The following is a 15,957-nucleotide window of genomic DNA, read 5'->3' as shown; positions in this document are numbered from 1 at the left end:
ATAAAGAATATGAAATCCAAACCCGCAAACTCTCGTTATGAATGAGGGAGCCTAGGGGGGCAGGTCACCGCTTGAAAGTGTCCCAGATTCAGCCCCGGTGAGGACGATCCCGACGCCCGCTGTCAACGAAGTTGTGCTGATCTGGTCCGTATCAGTGCCGGTGGATACGCCCTCATCACCCTCGATGACATCACTGCCAAAGCCATCTTGGAGCGCGAATGTATCGGCGTCATGCCCCGCGTCTAACGTATCGGCACCTGCCCCACCCGTAAGTGTGTCACTGCCGTCGCCACCCGCAATCGAATCCGCGCCTACGCCACCATCAAGGAGATCTTCACCAAGACCGCCTGACAATATGTCAAGGCGGTTCCGCCCTCCAGCGTGTCATTGCCACCAACATCAAACCCAACCAGATCAAATGGAGCAGGATTGCTATCCAACAAGGATGAAAAGGTCAGGTTAGCGCCATTTGGTACTGCGGGGCCGCTGACTTGGACTAGGTAAACGCCATCCTCACCGTTGCCGGCAGTCCCATCTGAATTGAGATCGACGTCAATCGCCGCAAATGTGTAGGTGTCATCTGTGTTATCATCTGTATAGGCAATAAGGTGGTCAAAAAGGACGCTATAATTGACACCGTGAATGACAATGCCTTGATCCATGTGAGTGAAGGTTTCGTTCGTCGCATCGCCGCGAATTTCAAAGTTATTGGCGATGAACGTCGCAGAGCTGGTGGATGTGACAGAAAGCGTCGTGCCAAATCTGCCATTGTCCAGATCACCCGTATTGATTGTATAATCTGCGCCCAAACGCAGCGCGGTGACTTTAAATGTGACCGCGTTGTCGCCGATCAGCTGTCGTTTCCACTGCCCCCTAAAAAGCTGTCATCGCCGCCACCATCGGCGTTAATGCCAGATGTTGTTCTGGTCCCAACTAAGGTGTCGGCTTGAGCCCTTAAATCAAAACTCTCCACCTCGGCGAAATCGAGCGTGTTGGCACCAGACGTGACTTGCCCTGCCTCATCCACTGTAAAGCAAACATTAACGCCAGTAGTCATGCCACTTGCGTTAATGACATCGCTGTCTGTTCCGCCTTCACCGCCAAAGACAACATCAGAGCCAAAACTGTCCTTAAGCTCAGATGTATCGGCGTCACCTCCACCATAAAGCGCATCGTTATCCGTGCCAACCGCAAAGTCGCCAACCATCAGCGAGACGTTGTTATCGACTGAGATGACATGGATATAATCAGCAACACTATCTGCATCGCCTGCATCCGGAGAATTGTTCATCCGGATCGTTGCACTGCTGCCAGAGCTGCCTGTGTACTGAAAAAAGTCCTGTCCCGTGGTTCCGTTCGCATCCGCGCCAGCCCCGAATGCGACCCAGTTTATGCTCTCAGCTGAGCCAGTGCTGATCGTGTCATCGCCAGCCCCGCCCAGAATGACATCATTGCCCGTTGAAATGATGTTGCCTGCAATATCAATGGACCCAAGGCCCAGAATATCGTTTCCGCTACTGCCTGCGACAATCAGAACATAGGGAAAGCTATCGCTTGTACTGAAAATGCCTGCGGGATCACCATTGTCGAAATCATTGCTCTCATAACTCTGCATCGCAGTTGAATTGCCAGAAAACTCAAGCTCATACGTATTCGCACCGCCATCCGTTAATCCCGCCGTCGCAGCGTTGCCACCAACATCACCCCATTGCATGTCGCCATAGATATATTCGACGTCCATTTCGCCGCCGCCTGCATCACTGAGAACGACTTGAAACGAATTCGACCCTGATCCGCTGTAAGGTGAAACCGCGTCCCAGGTGATGGTTATATTCCCGTTTACAGGGTCAAGATCCCAATAAATTTCGCCACCGTTGCCGATGCTTATGTCTGAGTAAAACGGCAGTAGTGCCGGGGCGAAAAAGTCATCGGCACCAGCGAAATCATAGGCATTATTTGCTAAACCAAAAGAAATCGCACCGTTCGAATTTATGTAGATTTCGGTGTAGTTCGTGCCAAAAAAATTGATGCCACCACTGAACACCGAAGTCACATTTACAGCAACGGCACCATCATCATTGTCGCCCAACACTTTTGTGGCGGACGAGAAATCGTTCTCACCAAAGCTCGCGATACCACCAAGACCAGAATCCAAAGTAGCCATATCGATTTGCGCCCCGCTTTATGCTGACAGCCCCAGAGTGAGGGGGCAGATTCAAGCAAGCGGTATCGCGGCTGGTTAAAGACTTGGTTAGCAGCGGTGGGCTAAATACGTCGCTTTTAATAAAGCACACCCCGTTCGCGCTTCATCGCAGGTTCAACGCCGCGATTCAAAAAAGTCCTAGCGGCTTTGTGCCCGCTAAAGACAGCAGATTGAATGATGCCTGGCGCGACAGCATCGCCGATTAGTGTTTTGTTCTCAAGCCCATCCAGAGCCTGCCAAAGTTCCAAATTGGGCGCACGAAGCCCCACAGGCACCAACGTCCCTGCAACCGGCGCGAGCAGCGCACCTGTATTGGCATCACTTAGATGCAGCGCGGATCCATCGTGATGGCTCGCAACAGCATTTGGGACCACCTTGACGCCAAGCTCTAACATCTGCTTGTTCACCCGCGGTTGCTCTAGCGTGTAGCCCATCCAACCCGCGATATAGGGTTGAGGAGTGACCAAAGTCACGTCGTGGCGAAGTTGAGCGAAATGCGCAGCGATCACATTTCCCATGTAGTAATGTTCATCATCGTAGATCACGATGGGACCTTCGGGCTTGGCACTTTTGATGATCTCATCGACGCTCAACGCGTTCTCTTCGAAGCCTTTAATTGCTTCAAAGTGAGTGCTGCCCAGACCGTTCTTCAACCAATGGGACCCGGTTGCGATAAACGTATGATCCGCGCCCATCTCTGCGACGCTTTCAGCATTAAGATCACTGTTAGCAAACAAATCGACATTGCTCATTTGGCGCAGCTGATAGAGCCGATAATCCGACACCCGCGCCCAAGAGCCCAGCCCGAACAAGCGGCTCTCGGACAGTGATCTGCCGCCCAGCTCGCCCGCTTTTTCAGCAACCGTGACGTGATGCCCAGCGCGCGCAAGAACCAACGCGCATTCTAAGCCAGCAGGACCAGAGCCAACCACAAGCCCGTTTTTCTTAACCTTTGCATGTGGCACGTTTTCAGGATGCCATCCGCGTTTCCATTCCTGCGAGATCGTAGGGTTTTGTGTACAATTCAAAGGGATCGAAAACGCATCAGAGGACACGCAAATGTTGCAGCCGATGCACTCGCGAATATCCTCGATGCGGCCTTCGCGGATCTTGTTGGGCAAATAAGGATCCGCAATCGACGGGCGTGCGCCACCGATAAGATCAAGCACACCGCGTTTAATCTGGCTGACCATTGTATCGGGTGAAGTAAAGCGCCCAACACCCACAACGGGTTTGGACGTCACTTGCTTTACAAAGGACGTGAACTCTTCTTGCCAACCTTCATTGTCAAACCGCGCGGTGCCGCTGTCGTGTGGCCATGTGGCGATATTGACGTCCCAAAGATCAGGCAAATCTGCCAAAGCTTCGACCACATCGCGCCCTTCGCCGTCATGGGTAATCTTTCCGCGCCCACCGACTTCGTGCACAGCAAGGCGCACCGCCACAGCCATTTCTCCGGCCGCTTCTTCGACCGTTTCTTCGAGCACTTCGCGCATGAGGCGCAAACGGTTCTCGAAACTGCCGCCGTATTCGTCAGAGCGGTGATTGTAAGCGGGCGAAAGGAAGTGCCAAAGGATCGACGCATCATGTGCCGCGTAGATATAGACGATGTCATATCCCGCCTGTTTGGCGCGCCGCACAGCAGCACGAAAACTCTGTCGCAAAGCTTTGATATCTGCCTTGTCCATCGCTTTGGATTGCACAGGCACTTGCGGCTTCAGGCAGGGCAAATTCGACGGACCCCAGACAGGCATCCCCGTTCCCATGCCGCGCCCGCGAATACCTGTGTGCGCAATCTCTATCGCGGATAGCGAGCCAATTTCACGCAACCGATCAGTCAAAACGCGGTGCTCGCGCACATCGCCTTCGTCCCAGAATGTCTCAATCGGGAGATCACAAATATCAGAGGTCGGATCAATCTCCGCCAGCTGCATGCAAACCGTGCCCCAGCCGCCCTCGGCCTTGGTGGCGCGCATCGCATGGCTACCATTGCGCATCAGCGGCGAATGACCCATCGCATGCGGAACAGCATAGAAACGGTTTGGTGCAATCACAGGGCCGATTTTCACCGGTTCGAAAAGGACTTTGTAACGCTCATCGGTTTTGCTGACGTCAAGCATCGAGCTTCACAGTGCCATCGGCAATCCAAGCATCAAGAATAGCCAAAGCCGCGTCGGCAAACGCTTCATCATTGATGTGGCAATCAATCATCGTCAGCTCTGCGGGCGCTTTGATGGCTTTGCCCATCTCGTCGACCATCGCCGCGAGACCCTCTGGATCATACGCTGGCGCGCCCTCTTTATCCCACTCTTCGACCCCTTGGGTTGGCATCAGAACATGCACCGGTCCTTTCGCCCCCTTCAAACGCGTTGCGATATCGCGTACCAAAGCACGACGTTCATCAGGCGATAGACCTGAGGATTTGATCAAACGATTGTGCGCATGGAACGGACGGTCCGAGTAGGCCTCTGGAATGTCTTGCCAACCCGCGAAATCAATCAGATCCGCACAGCCGGGCGAAACGATCTGCGGTATGCCTTGCGTACCTGCATTGGTGAGACGATCCGCACCTGCATTGACCACTGAGCCGACCATTAGATTGCTCAACTCCGGCAATGCGAAGTCCATAACAGCCGCAAAATATCCTTGGCGCGCGAGTGCCTCAAACGCCATGCCGCCCATGCCGGTGGCGTGAAACACCGCAACCTCAAAGCCACGCTCTTGCAGCGGGTCGCGCAGGTATTTCATGTAACGCAAACACGACGATCCGAGACTCATCATGCCAATGACAGGTCTGTCAGAGACTGGCGGCTCAACCGCATTCGCCGCACCAAGAACCGCACCTGCCGCTTGCGAAAGCGAAGATTTACAGATTGAATTCAACCCGTACAAACCACCGGCCCAAAGTATCATCTGGATATCAGGACTAAGGCGATCCGCAGGAATAAGCGGTGAGAAAGAGACAGTGGAAACGACATATTTCGGCACGCCAAGTGGCAGAGCCTGTGCACAATCCAGCGCAAGATCGGTGCCCATGGTTCCGCCCAGTGCAAGCATTGCGTCGATCTTGCCCGCACCATAGAGCTGCGCCGTCAGAACGGATGCACCGCGCGCCATGATCTGCATCGCGGTATTCTCGTCCCCGCTGTCTATGGCTGCTTGGATCGACGATCCTGCTGCCTGTGCAACTTGATGCTTTGAAACATCCGTCGGTGTTGACGGATCGCCTAAGACGCTCACGTCCATCGACAAAACTTTGCCGCCCTGCGCCGCGATACGCTCGCAAATGTAGTGCAGCTCTTCGTCTTTGGTGTCGTATGTGCCGATCACGAGTATGGTCTTTGTCATTTCATGTCCTTTCGCGTCTTAGCTGCGCATCTTTTCGCCTTGGGGGTCATAAAGCGGCGCGAGTTGAACGTGGATTGGATAATCAACACCCGCAATCCGCGCAGTAAAACCACCCTCATCGATCCAAGCTTTCGTTACACCGCCGCTCTGATGCAGCGTCGCAATTCCGATCATTTGTTGCAATCGATACCCCCATCCACCTGAGGTCACGTAGCCCACCATGTCACCATTCTTCCAGATCGTTTCATCGTGCGACAGATACGGTCCGTTCTCAAGGGTCAGCTCTGGGACAGCGATTGCGACAAGCCTGTCTGGCACAGCGGCCATGTAGGTTTCTTTCTGTTTGAGCAGTGCGGCTTTCCCAATAAAATCGGCCTTTGAGAGATCAACGGCAAAGCCAAGACCCGTCTCAAAAGGTGTATCATCCTCGGCAATGTCATGACCGAAATGGCGAAACCCTTTTTCCAAACGACAGGCGTTCATCGCAAACATGCCAACATGGCGCAGCCCAAACGGCGCGCCTTCACGCATTAACGCTTCATAGACGTGCGCACTAAACTCGGACGGGATCATCAACTCATATCCCAGTTCACCAAAGAAAGAACGCCGGATGACCCAAGCACGCGCAAAGGCGACATCCATGTCTTGCGCGGCCCCAAATGGGAACGCGTCGTTAGAGAGATCGTCACTGCTTAAAGCTTGCAAAATCGCGCGCGATTTAGGGCCGTGGATCGTCAAAAGGCTATAGGCAGAGGTCATGTCGATCAGCTCAACCTGCCAGTTTGGATCGGCATTCGCTTTGATCCACGCCATGTCACGCGCTTGGCTGGGGTGGCCAGTGATGATCATAAAGCGCATATCTGCAAGTCGGGTCACAGTGACATCCGCCTCCATCCCGCCGCGTTTGTTTAGAAACTGGGTGTAGACGCTGGTGCCAACGGCAACATCCATCTGAGCACCGCAGATATGGTTCAAAAGCGTCACAGCATCAGGGCCAGCCAACAGCAATTTCGCATACATGGATTGATCGAGCAAACCAGCCGCGTTTTGCACGGCCTTCACCTCTTGCGCGATACAAGGCGACCACGCTTGATACCCGATTGAGGGTTCATTCGGCCAATCCGCAGTATCGGTGTCGAAATACATCGGCACCTCCCAGCCCATCCGCTCTGCAAATTTGGCGCCTGCTTTGGCGAGTGGTTCATGCAAAGGAACACGGCGCACACCCCGCGCAGTTTCCATCTGGCGACCGGGCCAATGTAGGCCATAATGAAGGCCAATCGCCTCGGTTACACGTTCTGCATTATAGGCGAGATTGGATTGAAAAGGCAGCGCGCGCGCGGCCATGATGGACCCCATGCCGCGTTTAGGCATCCCGTCGGTCATCCATTCAGACATGGTCAACCCAACACCGCCCGAATTCAAAATTCCATTGGAATTCATCCCCGCCGCGATGAACAATCCCGGCATTTCCGGCGCAGGACCGATAAACGGACGCCCGTCTGGAGTAAAGCTTTCAGGACCATTAAAGAACGTCTGGATCCCCATATCCGCAAGCGCAGGCATACGTTCGAACATGACCTGCAACTCAGGCTCTGCGTGATCCATATCAAAGGGCAGCTCATCAAATTCAAAGGTCTGAGGAATACCGTCCTTGGCCCATGCTTTGCCGCGCGCCTCAAACCCGCCGATCAGCAGTTTTCCGGCGTCTTCTTTCCAATAAGTGCGCTCTTCGAGGATGTTGAGGATCGGTAGGTCTTTGGGCAAGTCTTTGACGGGTTCTGTGACGATGTAGAAATGTTCTGCCGCGTGCAGAGGCACTGTGACGCCGTGGGCTTTGGCAAAGCGCGCCGTCCACATCCCCCCAGCGAGCAGGACTTTTTCGGTGGCGATCACGCCTTTGTCGGTCTCCACGCCAATCACGCGTCCCGCCTTAGTGAGAATGCGCGTGGCGGCGGTGTGTTCAAATATTTGAGCGCCCTTTTGACGCGCGCCCTTCGCCATCGCAAGACACACATCAAGCGGGTTTACCTGTCCGTTTGAAGGAACATGGAAACTCCCTTGCACCCCGTCATAGTTTACCCACGGCCAACGCTCTGCCGTTTCTTCGGGCGTCAAAAGATGGCTCTTAATACCCATGCGCAAAGCATGATCATGACTGCGTTTAATCTGCTCCATCCGCACATCTGACAGCGCCAAATTGATAGTGCCGTTTTGCTTGTAGCCAGTCGCTTGGCCCGTTTCTTCTTCGAGCGTTTGAAACAGGCGGGCCGTGTATTTGGACAGCTCCGTCTGCGCCGCGCTTTCGCGCAACTGCCCAACAATGCCCGCAGCGTGCCAAGTGGTGCCGGATGCAATCTGCTTACGCTCGAGCAACACCGCTGGCACACCTTTGTGCGCAAGGTGGTAGAGCGTCGAGCAGCCAATGATACCGCCGCCGATTATGACAACAGGCGCGCTCGCGGGGTGCGTCACTGCTGCCCACCTTGTGTCGCGTGAATGTCCGTATCGGGATTTTTAGGTGGGTTGCGATACTCGCGGACCAAGGTGCGGATATGCAGTGCGATAACCAGCAAGATCAAAGCAAACAGGATCATTGCAATCGGGCGATCAATCATATCGAGCGGCGTTTTCACGCGCGGCATAGACGAGCGCAGTTTGACTTCCATGATACCGCCCAGAACCATGCCAAGGATGATCGGCACCAAAGGAAGATTAAGCCGTTTCAGGATCACACCCAGCACACCAAAGACAGAAGCGATCGCACAATCAGTGATCGAATTGCGCAGACTGTAGACGCCCACAAAACTGAGCAGCAAAATGACAATGCCCACAAGTCGCGTCGGGACTTGGATGATACGCGTCAGGATATTGGTCGAGAACAACAAGAACACGAGGACCAGCACATTGAGCACCAAAAGCGCAAGGTAGAGCGCCATGACAAAGTCCATCTGGTTCTGGAACAGCTGCGGGCCCGGTATGACGTTATGCACGTAAAAGACCGATAGCATCATCGCCGTGAGGGCTTCGCCCGGTATGCCCAGCGCCAGCAAAGGGATCATTGCGGCGGCTGGGACAGCATTGTTGGCCGCCTCTGATGCGATCAATCCTTCGGGCGATCCTTTGCCGAACATTTCCGGCGTTTTCGAGGTCTTTTGCGCATAGGTGTAGGACATGAATTGCGCCGTGAATTCCCCGACACCTGGCACCATACCCATCATCACGCCAAAACCTGACGCGACAGTCGCGACGCGTTTATAAAGCCACAACTCTTTGAGACCTGACAAAACAGAGCCTTCTACAGACGTGGTTTGCGGCTGCTCGTCAGGTTGGCTCAAGAGAAGGAAAGCTTGGCTCAACGCGAAAAGGCCAAGCACCACAACGATAAGATCAACCCCTGACGCAAGCCAGCTTTGCTCGAATGTGAAACGGCGCGTGTAATTGACGGGCTCTAATCCGACCGTGTGCAACAAGATACCAAATGCTGCCAGCATGCCTGCGGCAAAGGTTTGGCCGCGATGGGCTAAAATGACGAGAATTATGCCGAGCAAAGCCGCGAGGAAGATTTCGCGCGAGCCAAACATCGGCGCAATCGCGGCGAGCAGGGGCGACAAAGCAATCAGAGCGATGATCGAAATGATACCCCCAAAAAACGAGGCCGAATAAGCCAGCGCAACCGCGCGCCGCCCCTCGCCCCTTTGGGTCATCGGGTAGCCGTCATAGGTCGTCAGCGCATTCACGGCCGTGCCCGGTGTGTTGAGCAACACCGCAGGAATTGCGCCGCCATACATGGAGGATCCATAGATCCCAAGGAGCATTGTGAGGCCGACCAAAGGCGGCAAAGAGAAAGTCGCAGGCAAAAGGATCGCAATCGCAACCGCCGCACCAACGCCCGGAATAGCACCGATGATCACACCGCCAATAGAGCCAACGAGCAACGCGACGATAACTTGCCAATCAGCGAGAAGGCCTGCGCCGGAAATGAGTGCGTCCACGGGTTAGCCCCCTAAAAATATGTGAGGAAGAAACTGCGCATCGCAGTTGGAAGGTATTCATAAATCGCAGCGCCGGGAATTTTGACCTGCAAAAAGCCTTTGAACACCACAACAATAATAACGGCGAGCAACAGCAGAAAACCTAATACTTTGAGCGAGCGATACCCGGCACGCAGCCCAAGCAGAACGGCGAAAACCATTGTCATTGGCAGGTAACCAAGCTTTGGCACCAAAGACACATAGGCCATGAACCAGCCCGCATATTCGACAGATTTCACCCAATTCCAGATCTCGATCCAGCGGCCTTCTAACCGCTCGGAGAGGAATGAAGAGAGCAAATGAAACGCCGCGAACAAACTCATCGCGTAGACGGCCACAGTGGGCCAAAACGCAGGTTGTGAGAACGTCTTGGCGCTAGGTTTCCAAGGGGCCTGGCTATCCAGCTGGCTCACAAGAAAGAGCGACAGGATCAGAAATGCCCAAGCGAACACGATATCGCCGGGGCGACGGTAGCGCTTGAACAGCTCTTGCAATGTCTTGACACGGGACATGCGGATAACCCTGTTATTGAAAGATCTGAAATGTGAAAGATCGGGCGAACAGGCCGCCCGATCCTAGAGATTTGAGCCTTACTCAGAGAGCATCTTTTCGATGCCAGCAAGTGTTTCGATATCGGTCGTGATCTGAGCCGTAACCGCAGCAACATCCTGCCAGTAAACCAGCGCGCCAGTTTCAGCGGCAAGCTTTTGCGCACGCTCTGACATCACTGTTTTCTTTGCGACAGCAATGATCTTTTCGCGCACATCGGCAGGTGTGTCTTTGTGAACAAACAGACCATTCCAAAGCGCGACATCCAGCGCAGGCGCAAGCTCTGCTACTGTTGGCGTGTCAGGCGTCAGCGAAATACGCTCGGACCCGATAGAAGCGAGCACCTTTACGTCATCAAGGCAAGGCAGGATCAACTGAAGCGTGGTGTTGATCACATCCACATCACCAGACGCGATGGAGTTACAATCAAGCATGTCAAACGCCGCATCAGACGCGAAAGAGAAGCCCATTTCCTTAGCAAGGCCCATAGTCACCTGCGTTGGCACAAGCGGCGCACCAAAGTGGCCAAGCACAACGTCGTTAGACTTTGCGTGCTCTGCAAGGCCAGCAATATCGTCATAAGGCGCGTCGCCACCAGCGGCGATCACGAAGGGGTAAGTCAAGAAATTGCCGAGCGGCTCGAACGGGTTCGGGTTCAGCTCTGGAATACCGATCTGCGGGCCAACGACAGGGATCGCAATGATGAAGGACCCAATGGTGTAGCCATCTGCAGGCGCATTCGCGACTTCAATCGCACCGGGGAAAGGACCGCCGCCGCCGCCGGGCTTGTTCACAACTGCGGCTGCGACGCCGTACTCTGTCTGAAAGTCTTCCGCGATCATCCGCGTCAACACGTCCTCAAGATCACCCGGAGGCCATGGAACGATAAAGGACACAGGCTTTTCTGGGTATTCAGCAAGGGCCACGGACGGTGCCACAAGCGCCGTCGCGGCAAGGCCAGCGGCCAAGATTGTTGAGGTTAAGTATTTCATTTCATCTCTCCCGGTGATGGATAAAGCGCCAGACTCTCTTGTGTAGTCGGTTCACTATTGCTACCAAATGGTTCAACTACTGTGCGATGATCGCGAATACCTGTCAACGCTCGAATTTCCTGTGAAACCCTATCGCCAAAAAAGTTAACGCCTATGCCAAAGCAAATGATGGGAACTGTTGATAAAGCGCTTTCGCTCATGCGGTTTTTTTCACCGCAAATTCCCGAGCTTGGCCTGTCGGAACTCGCGCGCAAGTCCGGTTTTGACAAGGCGACGACACTACGTTGTCTGAACGCACTAGAGCGCAATGGTTTCGTTGAACAAGATGTGTTGAGCCGAAAATACAGGGTCGGGCTATCGCCTTTTCACCTCGCTCAAATCAGAGAGCAGAGCTTTCCGGTAGAATCGATTATTGCCGAGCACTTGGACGCCTTGGCCACGCGGGTTGGCGAAACGGCGCATGGCACACTGATGGCGGGCCGCGATCCTGTAACCGTCGCGATCAGTAGCCCCAACCGCGCGTTATTTGTGCATGTGAGCCCCTCTACGGCATTGCCGTGGCACGCCACTGCTTCTGGCATTGCGATCGCTGCACACTTACCGGATGAAGCGCAAAAAGAGCTGTTAGATCGGTTAGAGTTTGCGCCCTACACGCCAAAAACGCCTTCAAACAAGGAAGATATGCGGACGGAATGGAACGTCTGCCGAGAAAGTGGCATTGCGTGTGTTCAATCCACGTTCGAGGATGATGTCGTCGGAACAGCTGCGCCCATCTTTGGTCAAACGGGGCATGCGGTTGGCTCCGTAGCCATCGCATCAGTTGCGCTACGAATGACACCTGATTTGCAAACACAAATCGCGTCAGAACTGCGCCGTGTCTCTCAGATCATTACGAACAAGATTGGCGGCGTCTTGCCTGTAAACCTGTAAGCTCGCACGCTTGAAAAGCCGCAATCTATCGGCCGCTAAACCAAAGAGTTTTTTGCTGCTATCTTTTTGCAATGATCTTTGCCAAGATCGCGAGGGGGCAGGGTTTTATTTTGCAAAGCCTCAGTCCTCAGCACACTCTAAGACGTGCATAGCCCAGCACTTACTTTGGATACTCAGAACATTACAGACAGCGTTACGCTGTCGTTAGTCGGACGCTCAACGGGTTACCGCCGTCGAGAATGGCTGTCAGAAAATCAATATTCGGATGCGCACCGGGGCGCAGCTTTGCGTCTTCAGTATGTTCACCAAACACCGCAAGCCCATGCGCGGCTGCTTTCGCATCGATAATGCCAAAGGTCTGATCAAGGTATTGATAAACACAAAGTGACCCCTGTTTTCCCGGCTGATTTAAAATCGACGCAACGACTTGACCTTCCGGATCAACCAGATCGAGACGTTCAACACCATCGACTGTAGGCAAAAGTTGCAAATTGTTTTGAACGATGCGGTGGGTTGGATCATGTGGAGTTCTTTCTCTGACGACATTTTATCGCTTTCTACAGTTTTCGACGCGGCGCGCCAAGAAGTGGTGAGGCGTTCACGCAAACTAATGTCGTTTTTCATGCCGTTTGCTTTGAGTTAATCCGCAGCATCCAGAAAAATTTCAAAGCGCGTTACAGGCTCGGTGGTCAGTTCGATATCACCACCGTGCGCTGCAACAATTTCGTGAACAATCGACAGCCCAAGCCCTGCACCTTGGCTTTCGCTACCTTGCGCAAAGCGTTCGAAAATATGGCGTGCGTTTGTGGCTGTTATCGCGCGACCATCATTCTCGACACCGATACAGGCGCGCGCTTCATTTTGCGCCAAAGTCACTTTGATTTGCGTCAACTTAGGGCCTGCGTGTTGCAGTGCATTATCAACAAGGTTGCTGAGAACTTCGCCAAACATTGTCGGATCAATCCGTGCGCTGATTTGCTCAGGCGCAAGCGACAGTTCAAAATCCACATCCGCACTCAGAACGCTTGGTCCGATGCGGCCAGCTATGCCCGTCAGAAAGGTGTTGAGGTCCGTAGAGACCAAATCAGGCTCAACCGCCTTAAGCCGTTCCAAAGACAGCATTTGTTGGGTGATGTGCATAGCAAGCCGCGTTTCTTGCACCAACTCAGACGCCCGCTCGCGACTGTCCTTCATGGTTTTGGATGCTTCCACCGCTTGCGCCATCGTATGGATCGCGGCCACAGGATTGCGCAGCTGATGTGCCGCGTTTGAAATCAGGCGGTCTTTGGAAACTTGTGCTTCCGTCAGTTTACCAAAGAGTTCGTTGAGACGTTGCACAATGCCGCGCGCTTCTGCGGGGATATGACGCTCGATCGGGCGCAGATCAGCGGTGGAGCGTTGCTGAATCGCGGCTTCGAGTTGTTGCAGCGGGCGCAGGCCGATTTGCACACCAAAATAGACAACCATCGCAACAGTGAGCACTAAAATCAGGGCAAGCAACACCGCTTGCAGCGCGAGCGCTTGGGCAAAATCTTGGCGTGCTTGCAGATGTTGCCAAACAGTGACCACCGAAAGACCGCGAATACCGTCAATCTCAACGCGTTCCGCGAGACTGACAGCGCGCGCAGGAATGCCTAGGTAGCGGGTGTCGAACAATAAGGGTGTGTTGGGTTCAAGTGCAATTTCACTAGGGCGCACAGGTGGCGAAGAGTAGCCTGTCACAAAACTGCCGTCGGGGCCATAAACGTGATAAAAGACAGAGCCGCCTGTCACCTCTTGGAACAGCCTTGAGGTGGTTTCTGAAAGTGTGTCACCCCCCGAATAGGCCACATCGCGCGACACCGCGAGGCTGAGCATCACGAGGTTCCGATCAAAGATCCCTTCGGACGTTGAACGTGCGTTGTTCAAACGCCAATTGACCGCAACGAAGGACACGAGGATCAACGGCAGCAAAATCAAAACCGATAAGCGCAGGCGCAAAGAGCCGCGAAGCCAGTTCATGCGGGGCCAGTTCATGCAGGGATAGCCATCATGTATCCCAACCCGCGCGCGGCTTTGATCTTGATCTCTGCTGCGCTCAGTTTCTTGCGCAGGCGCGAGACGTAAACCTCAATCACGCGTTCTTCGACCTCAGCGCCGATGCCATATAGATGATCCGCGATTTGCGTTTTCGAAACGAGCTGCCCAGAGCGTTCGAACAAGCACTCAAACACCGCGAGCTCGCGTTGGGTCAGCGAAATGTCCGCGCCTGACACCTGTAGTTTTCGCCCAGTACGATCATAGCTCAGCACCCCAATTTGCACGAGCGCGCCATCGTCTAGCGGTTTACGCCTTATCAAAGCGCGGATGCGGGCATCGAGCTCTTCCATATCGAAAGGCTTGATCAAATAATCATCCGCCCCTGCATCCAGCCCAGCAACGCGATCCTTCAAATCTCCGCGTGCTGTGAGCATTATGATAGGCATCGTTTTGCCCGCAGTGCGTAGACTGCGCAGCACTTCAAAGCCTGAAAGTGTGGGCAGGTTCACATCCAAAATCACCATATCCGCACTGTCATGGAGCAGAAATTCCAAAGCAGCAGCACCGTCATGCAAGACGTCCACGCCGTGGCCTTGATCCCGCAACTGGTGCGCGATGCCTTTGGCCAATGTTTGGTTGTCCTCTACGACTGCGAAGCGCATTTTTTTGCCTTTGCTGAAAGCTTCGCGCAAGGTTGGGCATGCATGGTGCAAGAATCAAGAGCGAAAATAACGCTTTGGTCAATATGAATTCAGCGCCGTTTTGTGCGCTTTGGGAGGAAGACAACATGACACTATCCACATTCACACGCCGCGCAGCGATGGCGATTGCCGCCACAGCTGCTTTTGCACTGCCCGCATCCGCAGACGTCGACATGTCCGGCAAAACGATTGAGTGGACAATTCCATTCTCAGAAACAGGTGGTTCTGCGAAATGGGCGAACTTCTTTGCACCGCTTCTATCCGAGGCACTACCGGGCAACCCAACAGTTGTTGTGAAGTTCATGCCAGGTGCTGGTTCCACCAAAGGCGCGAACTGGTTCCAAGAGCAGACAGGCGGCGACGGCACAGTCATGTTCGGCTCCTCCGGCTCTACGCAGTTCCCATATCTCTTGGGCGATCCGCGCGTGCGCTATGAGTATAACGACTGGAACCCTGTTATGGCCTCCGGCACAGGTGGTGTCGCGTATTTGAACGCAGAAGCAGGCGCGAAGTTTGACGGCTCTGCCAACAATCTCAAAGACATGACATTCATCTATGGCAACCAAGGCGCGACGCGTCTGGACATCATCCCAGCACTCGCATGGAAGATGCTGGGCATGAATGTTGAGCACGTGCTCGGTATCAAAGGTCGCGGCGATGGTCGTAAGATGTTTGAAAGCGGCGAAGCAACAATTGACTACCAGACATCCTCTGGCTACCTCAAAGGCTCTGCGCAGCTTGTAGAAGCAGGCAAAGCGGTTCCAATGATGACATGGGGCTCCATCGACGCCGCAGGCAACATTGTACGTGATCCAACATTCCCCGACATGCCAACGTTTAAAGAAGTCTGCGAAGCAACAGACGGCTGTGAAACATCCGGCGATCAGTGGGACGCATGGAAAGCCTTCTTCGTAGCTGGTTTCCCATCCCAGAAGATCGCGTTCTTGCCAGCAGGTACGGATCAAGAGATCATCGACACCTTCAGCAACGCATTCGCAAGCATCGCTGCACGTGACGATTTCGCAGAAATCTCTGCTGCACGTTTGGGCAAGTACCCGATGTACACAGGCAAAGACGCGAAAGGTGCACTTACCAACGCGATCACCGTGAGCGACAGCGCGAAAGCCTTTGTTCAGGGCTGGCTCAAAGAAGACTTCGGTGTTGAACTGAACTAAGCCGAC

The 15,957-nt window shown here is 54.0% G+C and carries 14 protein-coding genes; 2 read left to right on the top strand and 12 right to left on the bottom strand.

Features of this window, described 5'->3' with window-relative positions:
- Nucleotides 1–51: 51 nt before the first annotated feature.
- The 9 genes from PFRI_RS10280 to PFRI_RS10240 form a co-directional block, all read right to left on the bottom strand.
- Nucleotides 52–354: a calcium-binding protein gene (locus PFRI_RS10280; RefSeq protein ID WP_072630617.1), complete on the bottom strand. Its 303-nt coding sequence runs from the start codon at nt 352–354 to the stop codon at nt 52–54.
- Entirely contained in the window at nt 312–809 is a 498-nt protein-coding gene (locus PFRI_RS10275) for a hypothetical protein (protein WP_072630616.1), read from the bottom strand. The genes PFRI_RS10280 and PFRI_RS10275 overlap by 43 nt, the downstream gene beginning before the upstream one ends.
- Nucleotides 810–850: 41 nt before the next feature.
- Nucleotides 851–2,164, bottom strand: a complete 1,314-nt coding sequence (locus tag PFRI_RS10270; protein WP_072630615.1) for an NIDO-like domain-containing protein — start codon at nt 2,162–2,164, stop codon at nt 851–853.
- A 116-nt stretch (nt 2,165–2,280) separates the two neighbouring features.
- Entirely contained in the window at nt 2,281–4,323 is a 2,043-nt protein-coding gene (locus PFRI_RS10265; protein ID WP_072630614.1) for an oxidoreductase, read from the bottom strand.
- Nucleotides 4,316–5,551: a Tm-1-like ATP-binding domain-containing protein gene (locus PFRI_RS10260; protein ID WP_072630613.1), complete on the bottom strand. Its 1,236-nt coding sequence runs from the start codon at nt 5,549–5,551 to the stop codon at nt 4,316–4,318. Before PFRI_RS10260 ends, PFRI_RS10265 begins: the two co-directional genes overlap by 8 nt.
- Before the next feature lie 18 nt (nt 5,552–5,569).
- Nucleotides 5,570–8,026: an FAD-dependent oxidoreductase gene (locus PFRI_RS10255; protein WP_072630612.1), complete on the bottom strand. Its 2,457-nt coding sequence runs from the start codon at nt 8,024–8,026 to the stop codon at nt 5,570–5,572.
- The gene (locus PFRI_RS10250) at nt 8,023–9,546 is read right to left on the bottom strand and encodes a tripartite tricarboxylate transporter permease (RefSeq protein WP_072630611.1); all 1,524 of its coding nucleotides are present in this window, start codon (nt 9,544–9,546) and stop codon (nt 8,023–8,025) included. Before PFRI_RS10250 ends, PFRI_RS10255 begins: the two co-directional genes overlap by 4 nt.
- Before the next feature lie 11 nt (nt 9,547–9,557).
- Complete coding sequence (locus PFRI_RS10245; protein WP_072630610.1) at nt 9,558–10,097, bottom strand: tripartite tricarboxylate transporter TctB family protein; 540 nt, start codon at nt 10,095–10,097, stop codon at nt 9,558–9,560.
- Between the two features lie 78 nt (nt 10,098–10,175).
- Nucleotides 10,176–11,126 carry a tripartite tricarboxylate transporter substrate-binding protein gene (locus PFRI_RS10240; protein WP_072630609.1) on the bottom strand — a complete coding sequence of 317 codons (951 nt, stop codon included), beginning with the start codon at nt 11,124–11,126 and terminating at the stop codon, nt 10,176–10,178.
- Nucleotides 11,127–11,279: 153 nt separating this feature from the next.
- Here PFRI_RS10240 and PFRI_RS10235 point away from each other — a divergent pair, with 153 nt between their 5' ends.
- Complete coding sequence (locus PFRI_RS10235; RefSeq protein WP_084649666.1) at nt 11,280–12,056, top strand: IclR family transcriptional regulator; 777 nt, start codon at nt 11,280–11,282, stop codon at nt 12,054–12,056.
- A 193-nt stretch (nt 12,057–12,249) separates the two neighbouring features.
- Here PFRI_RS10235 and PFRI_RS10230 read toward each other — a convergent pair whose 3' ends face one another.
- The 3 genes from PFRI_RS10230 to PFRI_RS10220 form a co-directional block, all read right to left on the bottom strand.
- Nucleotides 12,250–12,546, bottom strand: a complete 297-nt coding sequence (locus PFRI_RS10230) for a DUF2322 family protein (RefSeq protein ID WP_245812338.1) — start codon at nt 12,544–12,546, stop codon at nt 12,250–12,252.
- A 149-nt stretch (nt 12,547–12,695) separates the two neighbouring features.
- On the bottom strand, nt 12,696–14,072 hold the full coding sequence (locus PFRI_RS10225) for a sensor histidine kinase (protein WP_084649665.1): 1,377 nt from the start codon (nt 14,070–14,072) through the stop codon (nt 12,696–12,698).
- A complete protein-coding gene (locus PFRI_RS10220; RefSeq protein ID WP_072630620.1) occupies nt 14,069–14,737 on the bottom strand; it encodes a response regulator transcription factor in 669 nt (222 codons plus the stop codon). The genes PFRI_RS10225 and PFRI_RS10220 overlap by 4 nt, the downstream gene beginning before the upstream one ends.
- A 125-nt stretch (nt 14,738–14,862) precedes the next feature.
- On the opposite strand from PFRI_RS10220, the gene PFRI_RS10215 reads away from it, so the two are divergent.
- Entirely contained in the window at nt 14,863–15,951 is a 1,089-nt protein-coding gene (locus PFRI_RS10215) for a type 2 periplasmic-binding domain-containing protein (RefSeq protein WP_072630619.1), read from the top strand.
- The last annotated feature ends 6 nt before the right edge of the window (nt 15,952–15,957 follow it).

Origin of the sequence: Planktotalea frisia, from assembly GCF_001890925.1 — a bacterium.
GTDB classification, from domain to species: Bacteria; Pseudomonadota; Alphaproteobacteria; order Rhodobacterales; family Rhodobacteraceae; genus Planktotalea; species Planktotalea frisia.
Note: the sequence above shows the minus strand (reverse complement) of the source record. Positions and strands in the feature narration are given on the sequence as shown.